Here is an 18090-nt window from a genome sequence, read left to right as displayed (position 1 = left end):
CCGGAGAGCCGGGCGGCCACTCCTTCGAAGCCACTGAAGGCAGAGAACCATAAGCCACACCCGGCCCTCCCGGGCCGCCTAACAACTTACGGAGAACCATGACAACCCGTTCCGCCCCGACGGACCCCGGGGTCGGCCCCGAAGCGTCCACCGCCACCGGCACGGAGCACCGGCCGGGCGCCGCCGCCTCGCTCGCCTGGGTCGACGGAGCCGTCGTCGTCATCGACCAACGAGCGCTGCCGCACGAGATCCGGTGGCTGCGCCTGAGGACCGTGGACGAGTTGATCGACGCCATCCGTTCACTGGCGGTGCGCGGTGCTCCGGCGATCGGTCTGGCCGGCGCACTCGGCGTGGCGCTCTCCGCACGCCTGCACACCACGGACGAGGGCACCACCGACCTCGCGGCGGTCCGCGCCGACGCCGAGCGGATCGCGGCGGCCCGGCCCACTGCGGTCAACCTGGCCTGGGCCGTCTCCCGCGTGGTGGAACGGTTGCCGGACGGACCGGACGCGGTGCTGCACGCGGCGCTGGAGGCGATCGGCGACGACATCGCCACGAACCGCACGGCCGCCGTCAGCGCCGCGGATCTGGTGACCTCGCTGCTCCCCGACCGCCCCCTGCGCGTGCTCACCCACTGCAACACGGGCCGTCTGGCCACGGCGGCGGTCGGCACCGCGCTCGGAACCATCCTGGAACTCGCGGACCGCGGCCGGATCGCCGAAGTGCTGGTGGACGAGACCCGACCGCTCCTCCAGGGAGCCCGGCTCACCGCCTGGGAGTTGCAGGAGGCGGGCGTGGCCTACCGGCTGTGCCCCGACTCCGCGGCCGCGGCGGCCATGTCGCGGGGCATGGTGGACTGCGTGCTGGTGGGCGCCGACCGCATCGCCGTGAACGGCGACACGGCCAACAAGATCGGCACGTACGCACTGGCCGTGGCCGCGGCCCGGCACGGCATTCCCTTCGTCGTGGTGGCTCCGGAGTCCTCGTGGGATCCGGAACTGCCCGACGGGTCCGGGATCGTGGTCGAGGAACGCGGTGCGGAAGAGGTCACGACGCTGGCGGGCGTCAAGGTCGCGCCCGCCGGTGCACGGGTGTTCAACCCGGCCTTCGACATCACCCCCCGTGAACTGATCACCGCGCTGGTCACCGAAGAACGCGTGGTGAGGCCGGCACGGGGCGGAGCGGCGGCCGAGGCGCCGGGCGGCAGCGACGCGGCGGCCGAACACGGCACCCGTGCGGCCGAAGCGCTCGCCGACCACTGCCGCGTCCTGTACCGGCGGGGCTGGATGCCGGGGACGTCCGGCAACCTCTCGGTGCGGCTCCCCGGCCCGGGCTCCCGCGCCCTCATCACCGGCAGCGGCCTGGGCAAGGGCGCCCTCGGACCGTCGGACACGGTGCTCGTCGACGCCGACACCGGCCGGGCCGTCCGGACGGCCGGGGGCGGACCGCGTCCGTCCGCCGAGACCTCCATCCACGCGGCCGTCTACCGGTGCTCCGACGCGCAGGCGGTCGTGCACGTGCACTCGCCGTACGCCACCGCCCTCGCCCGGCGGGTCGGAGCCCGGGACCGGCTCACCAGGTTGCCGCTGTGGGACTTCGAGTTGCTGAAGGGCCTCGGCCTCGCCGACGCCACCCACACCTCCCTGCCCGTCTTCCCCAACTGGCCGGACGTCCCCCGCATCGCCGACGACGTGGCCGCCCACCTGGCCGACTGCCCCGAGCCACCGCCGGCGCTCCTGATCGCCGACCACGGAGTGACCGTCTGGGGCCGCGACCTGGAACAGGCGCTCAACCGCCTGGAGTGCGTCGAGGCCATGTGCCATCTGCTGCTGCTCGACGGCGGGCCGGACCCGGCCCGACCGGCCGCGTGATCCCCCGGTTCAGGAAAGGACCATTGCCTTGACCCTCTTGCAGATCATGCCGGACGACGCACCGGAGCAGGTGCTCCTGCGCACCCGCGACCCCGAACGCATCGGCGCCGCACTCGGTGCCCACGGAGTCGTCCTCCGGCACTGGCCGCTGCGGACCGAGGACGTGCCAGCCTTGGACGACCAGGCCCTGTTGGACCTGTACCGCGACGAGATCGAGGAGGTGTGCGAACGCGACGCCATGACGCTGGTGGACATCGCCCGGCTGCATCCGACCCCGACCGAGGAGTGGCGGGAGCGGGCGGCCAAGGCCCGTTCGACGTTCCTGGCGGAGCACCGGCACGGTGAGGACGAGGTCCGCTTCTTCGCCCACGGCCGCGGTCTGTTCACCCTCCACCTCGACGACCGCGTCCACGCCGTGCTGTGCGAAGCCGGTGACCTGTTGTCGGTGCCCGCGGGCGTCCGCCACTGGTTCGACATGGGCCCGCAGCCCGACTTCGCGGCCATCCGGTTCTTCCAGGAGGAGGACGGTTGGGTGGGGGACTTCACCGGCACCCCGATCGCCGACCGGTTCCCCCGGCTGGACGAGCTGACGGAAGCCGACCGGTGATCGATCTCCGTGCGGAGGTGGTGGCGCTCGACATCGAGGGCACCATCGGCTCCCTGTCGCACGTGCGGGACGTGCTGTTCCCCTACGCCCGGCGCCGGCTGTCGGGCTGGTTGCACGACCACGCGGCCGACCCGCGGCTGGCGGAGCTGCTGGCCGACGTCCGCCGGGAGTCGGGACGCCCCGAACTCGACGCGGCGGGCGCCCAGGCGGCGCTGGCCGCCTGGGCGGACCAGGACGTCAAGGCCGCTCCGCTGAAGCGGCTCCAGGGGTGGATCTGGGCCGAGGGGTACGCCGACGGTTCCCTGCACGGGCACGTGTACCCGGAGGTGCCGGCGGCGTTGCGCCGGTGGCGGGCGGACGGGATCCGCGTCCACACGTACTCGTCGGGTTCCGCGGCGGCCCAGTTGGACTGGTTCCGGCACACCGCCCACGGAGACCTGTCGGTGCTGTTCGGCGACCGCTTCGACCTGGAGAACGCGGGGCCCAAGGGCGATCCCGAGTCCTACCGGCGGATCGCGGGCCTGGTCGGCGCTCCGGCAGCGTCCTGCGTCTTCCTCAGCGACGTCGGGGCCGAACTCGACGCCGCGGCCCGGGCGGGCTGGCGCAGCATCGGCGTGCGCAGGGAGAACGACCCGCGCGGGCCCCTGGTGCCCGATCACATCACGGTGCCGGACCTGGACGCACTGAGCCTGCGGCCGGCCCACGCCCCCACCCCTGACGGGACTCTCGGAGAGGTGCCCTTCGCATGAACGCCACACAGGACGGCGTCCCGCACGCCGACATCGGAGTGATCGGCAGCACCGGGCTGTACTCGCTGCTGTCCGACGCCACTGAGCTCACGGTGAGCACCCCGTACGGCGACCCGTCCGACGCCTTGACGGTCGGTACGGTGGACGGCCGGCGGGTCGCGTTCCTCCCGCGGCACGGTCGCACCCACGCGCTGCCGCCGCACCGCATCAACTACCGCGCGAACCTGTGGGCGCTGCGCTCCCTCGGCGTGCGGCAGGTGATCGCCCCCTGCGCGGTGGGGTCGCTCCGCCGCGAGCTGGGGCCGGGCACCCTCGTCGTGCCGGATCAGGTGGTGGACCGGACGGCGGGCCGGCCGTCGACCTACTTCGACGACGTCGTCTCGCACGTGTCCTTCGCGGACCCCTACTGCGACACCGGCCGGGCCGCGGTGCTGAAGGCCGGCGCGGAGGGCGGCGCCGCGGCCCCCGTCGACGGGGGGACGATGGTGGTGATCGAGGGCCCGCGCTTCTCCAGCCGCGCCGAGTCGCAGTGGTACGCGGCGGCGGGCTGGTCCCTCGTGAACATGACCGGCATGCCCGAGGCAGCCCTCGCCCGGGAACTGGCGCTGTGCTACACGTCGGTGGCGCTGGTGACCGATCTGGACGCGGGCATCGACGCCGAGGAGAGCGTGTCGCAGGAGGAGGTGTACCGCGTCTTCTCACGGAGCGTCGGAGGGCTGCGCGATCTGATCCTGCGCACCGTGGTGGAACTGCCCGAGCAGCGCTCGTGCCGTTGCGCCCGCGCGCTGGACGGGGTGGAGGCGCCCTTCCTCACCGAGTGAGGCGACGACCGACGGGCGTGGCCTTCGGCAACCGCTGGTGCGGTCGCCGAAGGCCACGCCCGTCCGTGGGGTTGTCGCGCCGTCAGGCCCGGCCGAGTGCGAGCACCGCGTTCTGGCCGCCGAAGCCCATGGAGTTGCTCAGGGCCAGTTCGATGCGGTGCGGGGTGGGGGTCGCGACCACGTCGATGTCCATCTCCGCGTCCCGGTGGGCGAGATTGGCCGTCGGGGGGACGAGGCCCTTCTCGACGGCGAGCACGGTGTAGGCGGCCTCGATCGCTCCGGCCGCCCCGAGGAGGTGTCCGGTGACCCCCTTGGTGGAGCTCACCGGCGGGCCGTGGGGCAGGGCCCGGTGCAGGACCCTTGCCTCGACCAGGTCGTTGAGCGGGGTCGAGGTGCCGTGCGCATTGACGTAGGACACGTCGCCCGGAGCGGCCCCGGCCCCGGCGAGGGCCTGGTGCACGGCCCGTTCCAGGCCGCGGCCGTCGGGGTGCGGTGCGGTGATGTGGTGGGCGTCCGCGGTGGTGCCGTGCCCGACGATCCGGGCCCGGGCCCGGGCGCCGCGGGCGCGGGCGTCGGCGGCGCGTTCCAGTACCAGCAGCCCGGCGCCCTCCCCCGCGACGAAACCGTCCCGGTCGCGGTCGAAGGGGCGTGAGGCCCCGGCGGGGTCCTCGGTGCGCCGGGAGAGCGCCCCCATGGTGGCGAATCCGGACATGGCCAGCGGCGTGATCATCGCGTCGCTGCCCCCGGCCAGCACGACGTCGCAGCGCCCGAGCGCGAGCAGGTCGCAGGCGGTCGCCACGGCCGTGCTCCCGGAGGCGCACGCCGTGGCCACGACCATGTTCGGGCCCTGTGCATCGACGGCGATCGCCACCTGCCCGGCCAGCATGTTCGGCAGGTACATGGCCAGCAGAAGGGGGGTGACGCGTTGCGGCTTCTGGTGGAGCAGCACCTCGTGCTGCCGCTCGTAGGTGTGGAGGCCGCCCGCGGCGCTGCCCAACACCACCCCCACCCTGGCGCCGTCCCAACGGGTGCGGTCCAGGCCGGCGTCGGCCAGCGCCTCCTCGGCGGCGACCAGCGCGAACTGGACGAAGCGGTCGAGGCGGTGGGCCCGCCGGGCGCCCAGCAGCCCCTCGGCGTCGAAGTCCGGGACCCGGCACGCGAGGTCGACCGGCATGCCCCTCAGTTCGGGGTCGGGTGCGGCGGCGGTCCCGCGTGCTTCGCACAGCACGGTCCAGTTGCGCTCGACCCCGATCCCGGCCGGTGTGACGAGCCCGAGCCCGGTGACCGCGACGTCGGTCGGGAGCGTCATGCCGCGCCCTGGGCTACCCGGTCCTCCACCAGCCGGCCCATGTCCGCCAAGGTGGCCTGATCGCGTAGCTCGTGGTCCTCGATGTCCACGCCGAGGTCGCGTTCGAGGATGACGGTCAGCTCCACCAGGGTGAGCGAGTCGAACTCGACGTCCTCCAAGGTGGCGTCCGGGCGCACCATCTCCGGGGCGACCTTGAGTTCCTGGATCAGGATCGTCTTGAGCTCGTTGAATCCGTTCATGTCAGCTCCTTGCCCTCCGTGACGGAGGATCCGTGGAAACGGCCGGTCGGGGCGGCCCTCGGCGTCTCAGGCGACGCTGTGCAGTACGGGCCAGACGAGCGTGGCGGCGCCCCAGGCGAGTCCACCGCCGAAGGCGGTGATGAGCACCCGCTGGCCCTCGGTCAGGGCACCGGAGGAGTTGTCCTCGTCGAGCAGCACCGGTACCGAGGCCGCGGCGGTGTTGCCCACGCGCTCGATGTTGGAGGCCCGCTTCCCGGGTGGCACGCCCAGGGCGTCCCCCAGCGACTTGGTGATGCGGGCGTTGGCCTGGTGGGCGACCAACCGGTCGACGTCGGAGAGTTCCCAGCCGGCTCGGGCGGTGGCCTCGCGGCAGGAGGCCCCCATGTGTCGCACGGCATGGCGGAAGATCTCCCGTCCCTGCAACTGCAGGAACCGGGAGGCCGTTTCGGTCTGCTCCCGCTGGCGGGCGCCGCCGGCCGGAACGTTCAGGAGGTGGTTCCCGCGGCCGTCGCTGCCCAGGACCAGGGACCGGATCGCGCCCGGCTCGTCGACGTCGCCGGCCCGCAGGACGACGGCGCCGGCGCCGTCGCCGAAGATGGCGGCCGTGGTGCGGTCCCCCGGATCGACGAGGGAGGTGAACGCCTCGGCCCCGATCAGCAGCACCCGTTCGGCGATGCCCGCGGCGATGAGGCCGGCGGCGGTGCCCAGGCCGTAGACGAACCCCGCGCAGACGGCGGAGACGTCGAAGGCGGCCACCTGGCCCAGGCCCAGCCGGGAGGCCACGTCCGGCGCCGTGGCGGGACAGAGCTCGTCCGGTGTGGACGTCGCCAGCACCACCGCGTCGACCGCATCGCGCTGCGAGGACTTCAGCGCGCGCCGGCCGGCCTCGACGGCGAGCTCCGAGGTGGACGTGCCGGGCAGGACGCGGTGGCGGCTGGCGATGCCGGTGCGGGTGCGGATCCACTCGTCGCTGGTGTCGAGTTCGGCCTCCAGTTGTGCGTTGGTCAGTACGTCGGGCGGCAGCCAGGAACCGATGCCGGCCAGAACGGCGGCACGGGGGGGTGCGTACGTCATGCCTGATGACTCCGGGGGCGCTGGGGGTCGACGAGGGAGGAAGGCCGGGGAGCAGCACCGGCGGGGGCCGGGGTCGTCTTGGGGGAGGCAATGGCTTCCGGCCCGCCGGCCGGAGGGGGCCGGCATTCCCCTGGAGAATCCCGGGGCGGCGGGAGCGGCGTCCCCTTCCCCGGCCCGCCGAGGTGGGGATCGACGCGAACTCAAGTGCGATGAGCCTGCCACCGTTCATGGCGCGCGATCAAGGACAGGAGTCGGAAAACTCCCACTCCACCCTTCGGGATGAAGGAAATCCCCACCGACCAAACCTTTTGACTTCGCGATAGCAGCGAGCGGGATGCGAGATCGCTCCGGAATGCCCTCCACCGGATTCTCTCATTCCGAATGAAAAAGGTCCGACGATCCAAAGAATCATTGCCCGACGCGAGCGGCCCGCTATCGCCGATAGCGTCCCGACCGCAGCCTTCGACGGCCCGCGGGCCCGATTCGAGAGGAAACTCGCAGGTCAAAGCGTTCCGGTTCACCACGGCCCGCCCGCCCGATCCCCGGCGCCCGACGGGGTCGCCTTCCACCATCCGGAAGGCGACCGGGAAGCCCTTTCAGGGTTCTGTCATTGCCCGTGCTGGACGGGGGTGGCAGTCTCGTAGATCCAGTGGTGGCGCCGCCACAGCCCATCCCGATGGGCCGGAAGGAAGCGCCGCGCCCGAACAGCACCCCCACAGATCCCCCTCGGTCCGCCTCCCTTCGCGTCCATTCGATTCCGCATAAGCCGGCGTCCGGCTGATGACAGCCAGCAGACGTATTCACTCGTCGCCCTCAGAATGAGGTAACCAAGTGGAATCCGTATCGGAAACCGACTTCGTACACATACAACGGGAACGCGCCCAAAGCGACTCGCAGGAGCCGGCATTCACGTTCCTCCAGGGCGACCTCGACGTTGTGGGCACACTGACGCACAAGGAATTGCATGACCGTGCCGGAGCCCTGGCCGGCCACCTCCTGAAGATCGCAGAACCCGGCGACCGGGTACTCCTCCTCCATCCGGCCGGACTCGACTACGTCGTCGCGTTCTTCGGTTGCCTGTACGCGGGGATCGTCGCGGTGCCCCTCTACGTCCCGCAGCGGCGCACCGCATCGACGGTGGAGGCGATCGCGCAGGACTGCGCGGCCACCGCGGTGCTGGCCACCACCCCGGGGATGACACGGAAGTCCCTGTTCGAGGAGGGCACCCGGGTGGCGTCCCTCCCCTGGTTCGCCACCGACGCGACCTCGGGCGACGCGGCGCCGCCGCCCGTGCGCGAGGTCTCCCCGGACGCCGTCGCCTACCTCCAGTACACCTCCGGCTCCACTTCCACCCCCAAGGGCGTGGTCATCGACCACCGCAACGCCGTACGGCAGTGCGCCGAGGCGGCACGCTCCTGGCAGGTCGACAGCGAGAGCCGATGGGTCTCGTGGCTGCCGCACTTCCACGACTACGGGCAGATCAGCGCGATCCTGCTGCCGGTCTACGCGGGATGCAGCTCCGTGCTGATGGCGCCGACCACCTTCGTGCGCCGCCCGATCCGGTGGCTGCGGGCGATCTCCCGGTACCACGGCACCCACACCGGGGCGCCGAACTTCGCCTACGACCTCTGCGTCGACGGCACGACCGAAGAGCAGCGGGCGGGCCTCGACCTCGGTTCGCTGGTCGTGGCCGGAAACGGCGCCGAGCCCGTGCAGTTCGACACCCACCGGCGGTTCAACGGGGCGTTCGCGGCGTACGGGCTCAAGCCCGAGGCGCTGTGCCCGTCCTACGGACTGGCCGAGGCGACGCTGAAGGTCACCAACAAGGTTCCGGGCACCTCGACGTCCTGGGGCACCTTCGAGCCCATCACCGTGGGCGGCCCCGTCACCGAACTGCCCTCCGACGAGGGCACGCGGCCCCTCGTCTCGTGCGGAACGGCGGTGCCGGACACCCGGGTCGCCATCGTCGACCCCAGCACGCGACGCCGTCTGCCCGAGGGCCACGCCGGCGAGATCTGGGTGGCCGGCCCCACCGTGGCACGGGGCTACTGGGGACGCCCGCAGGAGAGCGAGCAGACCTTCGGCGCGCGCATCGAGGGCGAGGACGCCGAGCGGTACCTCCGAACGGGCGACCTCGGCTTCTTCCACGAGGAACAGCTCTACATCGGCGGCCGGATCAAGGACCTGGTCATCATCGACGGCGTCAACCACTACCCCCAGGACATCGAACGGACCGCCGAGGAGAGCCACCCCGCCGTGCGCCGCGGTCGGGCCACCGCCTTCGGCACGGAGGGGAAGGGCCGGGAGGGCGTCGTGGTGGTGGCGGAGTGCGCCTCCCGCGACGAGAGCCGCGCCGAGGAGGTCGCCGTGGCGATCCGCGATGCCGTCTGGCGGCACCACGAGGTCGCGGCCACCGTGCTGATCGCCGAGACCGGTTCCGTCCCCGTGACCACGAGCGGGAAGATCCAGCGGAGCCGCTGCAAGGCCGAGGTGCTCCGGGAGCGCCTCGCCGTCCGGGCCCGCGCGGACGCCTCCCCGGGCGCCTCCGACGAGACCCCGGCCGGCCGGCCGGCACGGCCCGCCCCCTCGGCCGCCGCCTCCGCGGCCCATGCGCTCCGCAGCGGCTGCCGCAGCTACGTCGAGGGCTGGATATCCGAGCGGATGCTCGCGGGGCAGGAGTTCGTGGACGGGCGGGGACCGCTCTCCGCCTACGGGCTCTCCTCCCGGCACATGTTGGAACTGCACCAGGGCCTGGAGGACTGGAGCGGGCTCCGGCTACCGCCGGAGTGGATGTGGGAATCGGAATCGATCGACGCGCTGGCCGCGCTGGTGGCGGACCGTCTCGCCGGCCCCGCGCGGTCCACGACCACGGAGGCCGGACGATGAGGATCGCAGCCGTTTCCACGGCGTTGCCGTCACGACGCGTCACCAACGACGACGTCATCGACCTGGTTCGCGAGCACAGCGAACCCCACTTCGAGGGAGACCTCGACGAAGCGCTCCGCAGGGTCAACTTCTGGCTCTCGTACTCCGGTTCGGAGGAGCGCAGGTGGGCCACCGAGGAGGAGCGCCCCCTCGACCTGCTGGTGCGCGCTGCCGAACAGGCCCTGGACGATTCGGGCTTGGCACGCGAGAGCATCGACGTGGTCATCTACACCGGCATCGGCCGGGGATTCCTCGAACCGGGCGGGGCGTACCACGCGGCGGCGGCCCTCGGCATCAAGCGCGCCCAGTGCTTCGACGTCCTCGACGCCTGCATGAGCTGGACCAGGGCGCTGCAGATCGTCGAAGGGCTGTTCGCCTCGGGGGCGTGCCGTACCGCGATGCTGGTCAACGCCGAGTTCAACATGCGCCCCGGCGGGGCCGTTTACCCGGGGGTGTTCACCCTCGGCGACATCGACGCGATCACCTGGAGCTTCCCGGCGTACACCCTCGGCGAGGCCGCTTCCGCGACGATCCTCACCGCCGAGGGGAGCGAACCGTGGTCCTTCGCGTTCTCCTCGCGACCGGACCTGGCGGAGCTGTGCAACATTCCGATGCCGGGCTATGCGGACTTCTCGCTGCCTTCGGAGAAGGTCGCCAGGAACGGGGTCAATCGGTTCACCTCCTTCGGCTTCGAACTGCACGAGGCGGCGCGCGTCGAGGCCATGGAGGTGCTGAAGCAGCTGGACGCCCCCAAGGAGGAGGCGACCGCCGTGTTCACGCACGCCTCGTCGAAACGGTTCTGGCAGGAGATGGCGGACGGCGCGGGCCTGGGCGAGCAGATCTTCCACGTCTTCCACCACACCGGGAACATCGTCTCGGCATCGGTTCCGACGGGGATCGCCACCGCGGTCGCCGAAGGGCGCTTGAACCGCGGCGACCGCGCGATCGGCTGGGTCGGCAGCGCCGGCATGTCCTTCAGTGCCTTCTCGTTCGTGTACTGACCGGGGGCGATGACAAGATGACCAGGAATCCATTCAAATCCGCCGGGACCATTCTGGGACACGCCTTCGGATACGGCGCGTCACGGCTGCGCTCCCCCCGTGAGTCCCTGCGGGCCGAGGAGGCCGAGCGGCTGCTCGACTGCCTCGTCGAGGCGGGGCCGATCTACATGAAGCTGGGTCAACTGCTGGCCACCCGGTCCGATCTGGTGCCCGTGGAGTGGGCGGACAAGCTCCGCACCCTCCAGGACGACGCACCGCACATGGACGCGGCGACCACGCGCGCCGTCGTCACCCGGGAGCTCCGGGCCCCGATGAACAGCGTCTTCCGCGAGTTCGACCTCGCGCCGGTCGCCTCCGGATCGGTCGCCCAGGTCCATCGGGCCCGGCTGCTGGACGGCCAGGAGGTCGCCGTCAAGCTGGTGAAGGAGGGCGTGGCCGAGCACATCGACCAGAACCTGCGCCTCATGGGCCGGGGCATCCGCCTCGCCGACAAGGTGCTCCCGGTGGTGGCCGAGTCCGACGGCATCCGGCGCTTCGCCGAGGTGTCCGCGCTCTTCCGCTCCCAGGCCGACATGCTCCAGGAAGCGGTCCGGCAGAAGGCCGTGTACCGCAACTTCGGCGGCCACCCCTACGTACGGGTGCCGCGGGTGGTCCCCGACCTGGTCACGCCCCGCATGCTCACCATGGAGTTCATGGAGGGCATCCGCGGGAACTCGGCCCACGAGGTGCGTCTCCCGGGGGCGCAACTGGCCCGACGCCTCCAGGACACCATCTACACGATGCTGTACATGCACGGCCTGTCCCACGGCGACCCGCACCCGGGGAACATCCTGTTCTCGCAGGACGGCGCGCTGATCCTGCTCGACTACGGGATCACCGTCGAGCTGACCGAGGACGAGAAGTGGGGCCTGTCGTCCTTCTACTACGCGTGCACCCGCAAGGAGTGGGACATCGCGGTGGACCGGTTCACCGCCCACTTCGTCACGGGTGCCGAGAACCTCCGGGCGCGGTGGGAGGAGTACCGCGGCGAACTCGTGGCGACGCTGGAGCGCCACTTCGACACCCTCTCGAACCGCTGGTCGACCATCAGCTACTTCCGCGACGTGCGGGACATCCTGCACAGGTACGGCGCCCGGTACACCACCAGCTTCACCAAGGTCGAACTCGTCTTCCTGTCCTGCGAGGGGTTCGCCACCCAACTCGATCCGGACATCAACATCTGGGACAACGCCCGGAAGTTCACGGACCGTTTCTCGCCCTACATGAGCAAGGCCGTCCGCGAACGGTTCGACCTGCAGTTCAGGAAGCAGATCCCGGGTTCCCTGGACATGCGGGACCGGGCGGACAAGTCGCTCGTGGCGCCGACCCACATCCACCGCTACTTCTTCCCCAGCACCTATCCGATCTTCGTCAAGGACGCCCTGGCCGGCCGGATCCGCGACGTCGACGGCAACGAGTACGTGGACCTCTCCGGCGGGTACGGGCCGCACATCCTGGGGTACTCCCACCCGGTGGTCAACGAGGCGATCACCTCCGGCGTGGCCTCGGGGCTGGTGAACGGGATCGGCAACCAACCCGAGATCGAGCTGGCCGAACTGCTCGTCGACGCCTTCCCGTCGGCGGACAAGGCACTGCTGTGCAACTCCGGCACCGAGTCGGTGCTGCTGGCGATCCGGCTGTGCCGGGCCTCCCGCAAGCGCCGGACCGTGGTCAAGTTCGAGGGCCATTACCACGGGTTCTCCGACCAGGGCATGGTCAGCTCGTGGTTCCGCTTCACCGGTGACAAGCACGCCCCGCAGCCCATCGCGGGCACGCTCGGTTCGGACCCGAACGTCGTGCAGAACACGGTGGTGCTCCAGTACGGGGACATCGCCGCCCTGGAGCAGCTGCGCGAGCGGGCCGACGAACTCGCCTGCGTCATCTGCGAGCCGATGCCGTCCTCGACGACCACCTTCGACCTGGACTTCCTGACGGCGTTGCGGGCGGTGTGCACCGACACGGGCGTGCCCCTGGTCTTCGACGAGGTGGTCACGGGATTCCGGGTGGCGTACGGCGGGGCCCAGACGCTGGCCGGCATCGAACCGGACCTCACCTGCCTGGGCAAGGTGATCGGAGGCGGGCTGCCGTGCGGTGCGGTGGCGGGACGCGCCGAGTTGATCGAGACGTGCCGCAGCTCCGAGGACCCCTTCCGCGACTACGAGCAGAAGGCGTTCGCCGGCGGCACCCTCAGCGGCAACTCGCTGACCTGTCGCGCGGGCACCGCGGTCCTCACCCACCTGCGGGAGAACCAGCACCTCTACGAGGAACTCGACGCCAAGACCCAGTGGTTGCGGCGGGAGTTCGTGGAGAGCACCGGCAAGCACGGCATCTCCTGCCGCATCAACGCCCAGCGGTCGATCTTCTCGCTCAACTTCAGCCACCGTTCCGCGGGCATCTACCGCGAGCGGATGGCGGGCAGCAACTTCAAGGCCACCATCGCGCTCGCCTACTACATGCGGCAGCACGGGGTGTACATGCCGGAGCTGCACAGCTTCCTGCTCAGCGTCGCCCACACGGACGAGGACCTCGCTGCCACCAGCAAGGCGTTCGACCTGAGCGTGGCGGACATGGCCAACGACGGCTTCTTCGTGACGTGAGCGCCGGGGCGCCCCGGTCCGCCGGGGCGCCGAACCGCCCGGGTCCGCGGGTCAGTCACGTCCCGCCGACGTCGGGCACCGACGCTCAGTTCGACCCTGCACCCCGGGAGGACACTCCCGCACGCCGAATGGGGATGGTGACCATGAGCTCGAAGGGCTCCGAGAAGTGGATCCTGTACAGCACCTGCGACGAGGACTCGGACTCCGAGATGCGGGCTCTGGAGGTGTCGGCCGGCGAGGACGTGCTCAGCGTCACGGGGAGCGGCTGCCGCACCCTGAGCCTGATCGCGAGCCAACCGCGGTCGGTGGTGTCGGTGGACACCTCTCCCGGCCAGAACTACCTGCTCGAAGTGAAGTTGGCGGCGATCAGGCACTTCGACTACGACACGCTCCTCGCCTTCCTCGGCATAGATCCGTGCCCGAACCGGCTGCGGCTGTTCGCCGAACTCCGGAGCAAGATCAGCCCGGAGGCGTACCGGTACTTCGCCCGGCACCACAAGGAGGTCCGGCAGGGCCTGCTGATGTCGGGGCGGCACGAGAAGTTCTACCGGCGCGTCGTCGCCCCGGGCATGCGCCTCCTGTACGGGCGCGCCATGCACGACCTGTTCTCCGCCCGCACCCTGGAGGAGCAGCGGTCGATCTACCTCAAGAAGGTCGACGGCGTGTTGTGGCGGTCGCTGATCCGGTACGGGTTCTCCGAGCGGGTGCTGAAGTTCGTGCTGAACGACCCCGGCTACCGCATCACGATCGACGTGGGCTCCGTGGGCGGCTACGTGCTCGAACGCACCCACCACACCTTCACGAACCACCTCGCACGGGACAACCACTGGCTGGCGTTCACGTTCCTGGGACGCTACGCGGACCGGGGGACGTTGCCCCACTTCCTGCTCCGGGAGAACTACGAGGCGATCCGCTCGGCCCCGACCAAAGTCGAGATCGTGACCGAAAACCTCATCGAGTACTTGCGAAAGGCCCCTGACGGCTCGCTCGACAAGTTCTCGCTCTCCGATGTGACGAGCTGCATCGACCAGGACGGCTTCGACCAGATCATGCGGCACACCGCGCGCGCGGGCAGGCCGGGCGGGCGGGTATGCTACCGGAACTTCCTGGCCAAACACCAAGTGCCGGAAGAAGCACACTCCACGCTGTTCCGGGACGTGGCGCTCAGTTCGTCGCTCACCCATGACGACAAGGCGTTCGTCTACGACGTCGAGGTGCTCACCGTGAAGGGCTAGGCCCGCAGGGCCGCCCGAATAGAAAGGTGTCCGAAATGCAGATCGAGACCACTCGGGTGGAGACTTCCGACGGCTGGATGGACTTACGACGTGTCGGACAGGGAAAGACCATGTTGTTCGTGCACGGCCTCATGGTCAACGGACACCTGTGGGACCCGCTGGTCTCGGGCCTGAGCGACCGGTTCCACCTGGTGCTGCCCGACATCCCGTTGGGCGGACACCGCACACCGCTGGGACCGGACGCGGACTGCTCCCTGGAAGCGCACGCCGGTCGGGTCATCGAGCTGGCCCGACAACTCCCGGGCCCCATCGTCCTGGTGGGCAACGACACCGGAGGGGCGATCTCCCAGATCGCCGTCGCGCGCGCTCCCGAGCTCTTCGAGCAGTTGGTGCTCCTCCCCTCGGACGCCTTCGACAACTGCCCGCCGAAGCTCCTCGTCCCGATGCGCCCGCTGGTCGGCCTGCCCGGCGTCATCCAGGTCCTGGGGAGGCTGTTGCGGCTGGGCCCCGTCAAGCGCATGTTCATGATGCTCGTGGCGCGCAGCAAGGTGCCGGCGGAGCACATTACGGAAATGCTGGGCGATCTCCCGAACAACCGCGGTGTGCAGCGGGACTTCGTCAAGCTCATGGACGGACTGCGGCCGCACGTCACCAAGGCGGTGGCGGAGGAGTTGCACCGGTTCAAGGGACGCGTGCTCGTCGTGTGGTCGCGGAAGGATCCCCTTTTCCCGTTCGATCACGGGCAGAAGCTGGCGGCGTGTTTCGAGCAGGGCTCGGTCGCCATTGCGGAGCATTCGCGTGCCTTCGTTTCGCTCGACGAGCCGGACTGGCTCGTCGAGCGGATCGTTGAATTCGTTGATGGCGGCGCAACGTCGCCCGATGCCACGTGAAAAGAGGGTTGAAGCGTGTCCACCAACTTCATGGTCGAGGAACTAGCGACCACTGAACGCTTATTTCCCGGACTTGACCGAACGCTCAGCGACGTCCCGGTGGCCGAACTGGAGTCGGTCAAGTCCCCGGGGCTCGGCATCTTCCGGGAATTCGGCGGCCCGGCCCTCATGGTGCCGGAGGATCTCGGTGGACTCCAGGCCCCGCTGACGGAGGGACTCCACGTTCAGCGGGTCCTCGGTGCGCGGAGTCCCTCACTGGCCCTGGCCGCGAACATGCACCACTGCACGGTGCTCGCCATGCCTCCGTGTCCGGCCACCGAGGAACTGCTCGGTGCCGTGGCGGCGAACAAGCTGTACCTCGCGTCCGGGTTCGGCGAGGGCCGGCCCGCCGCCAGCGTTCTGGTGCCTCTGATGAGGGCGGAACGCCACGGTGACGGGTGGCGCCTCAACGGCGTCAAGAAGCCGTGCAGCCTCGCGGAGTCGATGGACTACCTCACCGCGAGCGTCATGGTGACCTCTCCGGACACCGGCGAGAAGGAGATGGCACTCGCGATCATCCCGGCCGACACCGAGGGGATGGAGGTCCGGACGCTGGGGGACGCGCAGGTGTTGCCCGGTTCCGAGACGCGCGAGGTGGTACTGACCGACGTCGACGTACCGGACGATCACATCTCGTTCCTGGGCGACCCCCAGACGCTCAACTCCGCGCTCGCGACGGTGTTCCACACCTTCGAGTTGATGGTGTCGGCGAGTTACGTCGGGGTGGCCAGCGGCCTGGTCGAGGCGGTGCTGCACCAGCGGCGCGGCTCGGCCGGGGAGCGGATCGAACTCGTCGGCGACCTGGAGTCCACCATGGCCTCGTTGGAGGCCGTGGCACGGGCGACGACGCCGGGGGACGACGATCCGCTGGGCGTGGCCCGCGCCCTGTACGTGCGGTACTCCGCGCAACGGACCGTCGCGCGGGTGGCCGCACACGCCACCGAACTGCTCGGCGGATCGTCGTACATGATCAGCGGCTTCAGTACGACGTACTGCACCTCGGCCCGGGCGCTGGCGTTCCATCCTCCGGCCCGGAGCGCCATGGCCGAGCCCCTCGACCGCTTCATCCTGGGCGGTCCCCTCGTGATGCCGTGACCGGTCGGAGCGGTCGCGGTGTCCGGCGCCGCCGGCACCCGACCGCTCCCGTGGCCGGAGTCGTGCCCGGTCGGGGCCCGTGCGAGCGCGCGGTTCCCGACCACGGCCGATGACGGTACGGGCCGGGCAGGCGGGGTCGCGGTCGTGGGGGGGGGGGGGGGGGCGCCGCCCCCCCCCCCCCGGGCCCGTGACGGCGACCGCCGGGAGCCGGCCCCGGGCGACCCCGAGCAGCGGGGGCAGCCCCGAAGACCCGTCCACTCCACCGCAACCGCGCGCGGCGCGGAAGTCAGGAGCCCAGCCGTGAATCCCCACAGAGCCCATGTCGTCGAGTCGATGCGGCTGTCGTTGCGGACCCGCTCATGAAGCTCTTGTACGTTCCCTGCGAAGACGATGCGGCGGACCCCACCTGTCGGTCCGTCCTGGACGCGTTGGGGCCCGGCGTCGAGATCATCGAGGCGGTGCCGGCCGGCGCCCTTCGGGCGGAGCCCGGTGCGGCCCTCGACGGCCTGGTGGAACGCACCGTCCGGCAACTCGACGGGGCCCCCTACGCGGTCTACGGCTGCGGCACGGGCGGCCGAACCGGATACGCGTGGGCGCTCGCGCTGGTGACGGCCGGCCACCGGCATCCCGCGCACCTGTTCGCGTCCGCGGACCCCGGCCGGTGCGACCCGGACGACGGCGCCGGTCCGACCGGGTGCGAAGAGCACCACGACGGCCGTCGGACCCGTTCCCCGCGCCTCGGGTGCCCGGTCACGGTGGTCCCGGGGGACGGCGTGGCCGGCGCCGCGGAAGGGGACCGCGCCGTCCCCTGGACCGAGCTGGTGGCCGGACCCGTGGCGTCCCTGCGGCCGGTCGGGGCGGAGGGTGCGTCCCGGGAGGTCCGGGTGCGGAGCATCGCGGACCGGATGCGCACCGTGCTGCTCGCCGAAGCCGGACCCCCCTTAGCCGCCACCGTCACCGGGGACTCCTTCCGGGAGGCCATGGCACAGGTCGCCGCGCCGGTGACCGTGGTCACCACCCGGAGCGCCGACGGGAGGCCGCGCGCCTTCACCGCGAGCGCGGTGTGCAGCCTCTCCGCCGATCCGCCCCTCCTCCTCGTCTGCGTCAACCGGTCCGGCAGCACCCACGAGGTGTTCACCACGGCCGACCGCTTCCTCGTCAACGTCCTCTCCCACGAACAGGCCCACGTGGCACGGGCGTTCGCCCGCCACGAACGTGCGGAGGCCGAGGCCGGCCTGGTGCCGCTGGAAGGCGGGGTGCCCGGGCTGCGGGAGGTGTCGGCCCGATTCCTCTGCACGCGTCAGGACGTCCTGCCGGGGGGCGACCACAGCATTCTCGTCGGTCGGCTGACGGACGTCACGCTCTCCGGCGCGACGCCCCTGCTCCACTACCAGCGGACCTGGCACCGGCCCGTGGAACTCTCCGCGGACCTCCCCGTCGACCGCAGGTCCGCGTTGGTGAACGGCCACCGCTGACGGACCTCCGTCGTTGGGGGGGGGGGGGGGGGGCCGCCCCCCCCCCCCCCCGGGCGGGGGGGGGGGCGCCCCGGGTGGTGGGGGCGCGCCCGCCCCAGAAACCCCGCCCCCCGGGGGCGCGGGG

14 protein-coding genes are annotated in these 18090 nt (G+C 71.2%); 11 read left to right on the top strand and 3 right to left on the bottom strand.

What is annotated here, in order from left to right; all coding sequences use genetic code 11:
- Positions 1–98: 98 nt before the first annotated feature.
- From mtnA to ABT092_RS29555, 4 genes are read left to right on the top strand one after another with little or no spacing between them, the layout of a single operon-like run.
- On the top strand, positions 99–1871 hold the full coding sequence (mtnA, locus tag ABT092_RS29570; RefSeq protein WP_351249322.1) for an S-methyl-5-thioribose-1-phosphate isomerase: 1773 nt from the start codon (positions 99–101) through the stop codon (positions 1869–1871).
- Between the two features lie 28 nt (positions 1872–1899).
- Positions 1900–2478, top strand: coding sequence for a 1,2-dihydroxy-3-keto-5-methylthiopentene dioxygenase (locus ABT092_RS29565; RefSeq protein ID WP_351249320.1), 579 nt, complete (start codon positions 1900–1902; stop codon positions 2476–2478).
- Positions 2475–3227 carry an acireductone synthase gene (mtnC, locus tag ABT092_RS29560; protein ID WP_351249318.1) on the top strand — a complete coding sequence of 251 codons (753 nt, stop codon included), beginning with the start codon at positions 2475–2477 and terminating at the stop codon, positions 3225–3227. Before ABT092_RS29565 ends, mtnC begins: the two co-directional genes overlap by 4 nt.
- The gene (locus ABT092_RS29555; protein WP_351249316.1) at positions 3224–4048 is read left to right on the top strand and encodes an S-methyl-5'-thioadenosine phosphorylase; all 825 of its coding nucleotides are present in this window, start codon (positions 3224–3226) and stop codon (positions 4046–4048) included. The genes mtnC and ABT092_RS29555 overlap by 4 nt, the downstream gene beginning before the upstream one ends.
- 82 nt (positions 4049–4130) lie before the next feature.
- On the opposite strand, the gene ABT092_RS29550 is transcribed toward ABT092_RS29555, so the two are convergent.
- The 3 genes from ABT092_RS29550 to ABT092_RS29540 all read right to left on the bottom strand — a co-directional run bounded on the left by ABT092_RS29550 (position 4131) and on the right by ABT092_RS29540 (position 6670).
- Positions 4131–5357 (bottom strand): beta-ketoacyl-[acyl-carrier-protein] synthase family protein, encoded by a 1227-nt coding sequence (locus ABT092_RS29550; RefSeq protein WP_351249314.1) that lies wholly within the window; start codon positions 5355–5357, stop codon positions 4131–4133.
- Positions 5354–5596, bottom strand: coding sequence for an acyl carrier protein (locus tag ABT092_RS29545; RefSeq protein WP_351249312.1), 243 nt, complete (start codon positions 5594–5596; stop codon positions 5354–5356). The genes ABT092_RS29550 and ABT092_RS29545 overlap by 4 nt, the downstream gene beginning before the upstream one ends.
- A 66-nt stretch (positions 5597–5662) precedes the next feature.
- Positions 5663–6670, bottom strand: coding sequence for a beta-ketoacyl-ACP synthase III (locus ABT092_RS29540; RefSeq protein ID WP_351249310.1), 1008 nt, complete (start codon positions 6668–6670; stop codon positions 5663–5665).
- A gap of 831 nt (positions 6671–7501) precedes the next feature.
- Between ABT092_RS29540 and ABT092_RS29535 the strand changes: the two genes are divergently transcribed.
- The 7 genes from ABT092_RS29535 to ABT092_RS29505 all read left to right on the top strand — a co-directional run bounded on the left by ABT092_RS29535 (position 7502) and on the right by ABT092_RS29505 (position 17966).
- A complete protein-coding gene (locus tag ABT092_RS29535; protein ID WP_351249308.1) occupies positions 7502–9556 on the top strand; it encodes an AMP-binding protein in 2055 nt (684 codons plus the stop codon).
- Positions 9553–10596: a 3-oxoacyl-[acyl-carrier-protein] synthase III C-terminal domain-containing protein gene (locus tag ABT092_RS29530; RefSeq protein ID WP_351249306.1), complete on the top strand. Its 1044-nt coding sequence runs from the start codon at positions 9553–9555 to the stop codon at positions 10594–10596. The genes ABT092_RS29535 and ABT092_RS29530 overlap by 4 nt, the downstream gene beginning before the upstream one ends.
- A gap of 17 nt (positions 10597–10613) precedes the next feature.
- On the top strand, positions 10614–13232 hold the full coding sequence (locus ABT092_RS29525; protein ID WP_351249304.1) for an aminotransferase class III-fold pyridoxal phosphate-dependent enzyme: 2619 nt from the start codon (positions 10614–10616) through the stop codon (positions 13230–13232).
- A 143-nt stretch (positions 13233–13375) separates the two neighbouring features.
- Positions 13376–14467: a DUF3419 family protein gene (locus tag ABT092_RS29520; protein ID WP_351249302.1), complete on the top strand. Its 1092-nt coding sequence runs from the start codon at positions 13376–13378 to the stop codon at positions 14465–14467.
- Positions 14468–14502: 35 nt separating this feature from the next.
- On the top strand, positions 14503–15357 hold the full coding sequence (locus ABT092_RS29515) for an alpha/beta fold hydrolase (protein ID WP_351249300.1): 855 nt from the start codon (positions 14503–14505) through the stop codon (positions 15355–15357).
- A gap of 15 nt (positions 15358–15372) precedes the next feature.
- Positions 15373–16491 (top strand): acyl-CoA dehydrogenase family protein, encoded by a 1119-nt coding sequence (locus tag ABT092_RS29510; protein WP_351249298.1) that lies wholly within the window; start codon positions 15373–15375, stop codon positions 16489–16491.
- A 359-nt stretch (positions 16492–16850) separates the two neighbouring features.
- The gene (locus ABT092_RS29505) at positions 16851–17966 is read left to right on the top strand and encodes a flavin reductase (protein WP_351249296.1); all 1116 of its coding nucleotides are present in this window, start codon (positions 16851–16853) and stop codon (positions 17964–17966) included.
- Positions 17967–18090: the final 124 nt, after the last annotated feature.

Source organism: Streptomyces sp. NPDC002490, from assembly GCF_040296045.1.
Classification (GTDB): Bacteria; Actinomycetota; Actinomycetes; order Streptomycetales; family Streptomycetaceae; genus Streptomyces.
This window is presented reverse-complemented; position numbering and strand designations above follow the sequence as displayed.

Excerpts from the sequence above, each read along its gene's own strand:
- mtnA (WP_351249322.1), top strand. The coding sequence starts at position 99 with ATGACAACCCGTTCCGCCCCGACGGACCCCGGGGTCGGCCCCGAAGCG.
- ABT092_RS29555 (WP_351249316.1), top strand. The coding sequence starts at position 3,224 with ATGAACGCCACACAGGACGGCGTCCCGCACGCCGACATCGGAGTGATC.
- ABT092_RS29550 (WP_351249314.1), bottom strand. The coding sequence starts at position 5,357 with ATGACGCTCCCGACCGACGTCGCGGTCACCGGGCTCGGGCTCGTCACA.
- ABT092_RS29545 (WP_351249312.1), bottom strand. The coding sequence starts at position 5,596 with ATGAACGGATTCAACGAGCTCAAGACGATCCTGATCCAGGAACTCAAG.
- ABT092_RS29540 (WP_351249310.1), bottom strand. The coding sequence starts at position 6,670 with ATGACGTACGCACCCCCCCGTGCCGCCGTTCTGGCCGGCATCGGTTCC.
- ABT092_RS29530 (WP_351249306.1), top strand. The coding sequence starts at position 9,553 with ATGAGGATCGCAGCCGTTTCCACGGCGTTGCCGTCACGACGCGTCACC.
- ABT092_RS29525 (WP_351249304.1), top strand. The coding sequence starts at position 10,614 with ATGACCAGGAATCCATTCAAATCCGCCGGGACCATTCTGGGACACGCC.
- ABT092_RS29520 (WP_351249302.1), top strand. The coding sequence starts at position 13,376 with ATGAGCTCGAAGGGCTCCGAGAAGTGGATCCTGTACAGCACCTGCGAC.
- ABT092_RS29515 (WP_351249300.1), top strand. The coding sequence starts at position 14,503 with ATGCAGATCGAGACCACTCGGGTGGAGACTTCCGACGGCTGGATGGAC.
- ABT092_RS29505 (WP_351249296.1), top strand. The coding sequence starts at position 16,851 with ATGAAGCTCTTGTACGTTCCCTGCGAAGACGATGCGGCGGACCCCACC.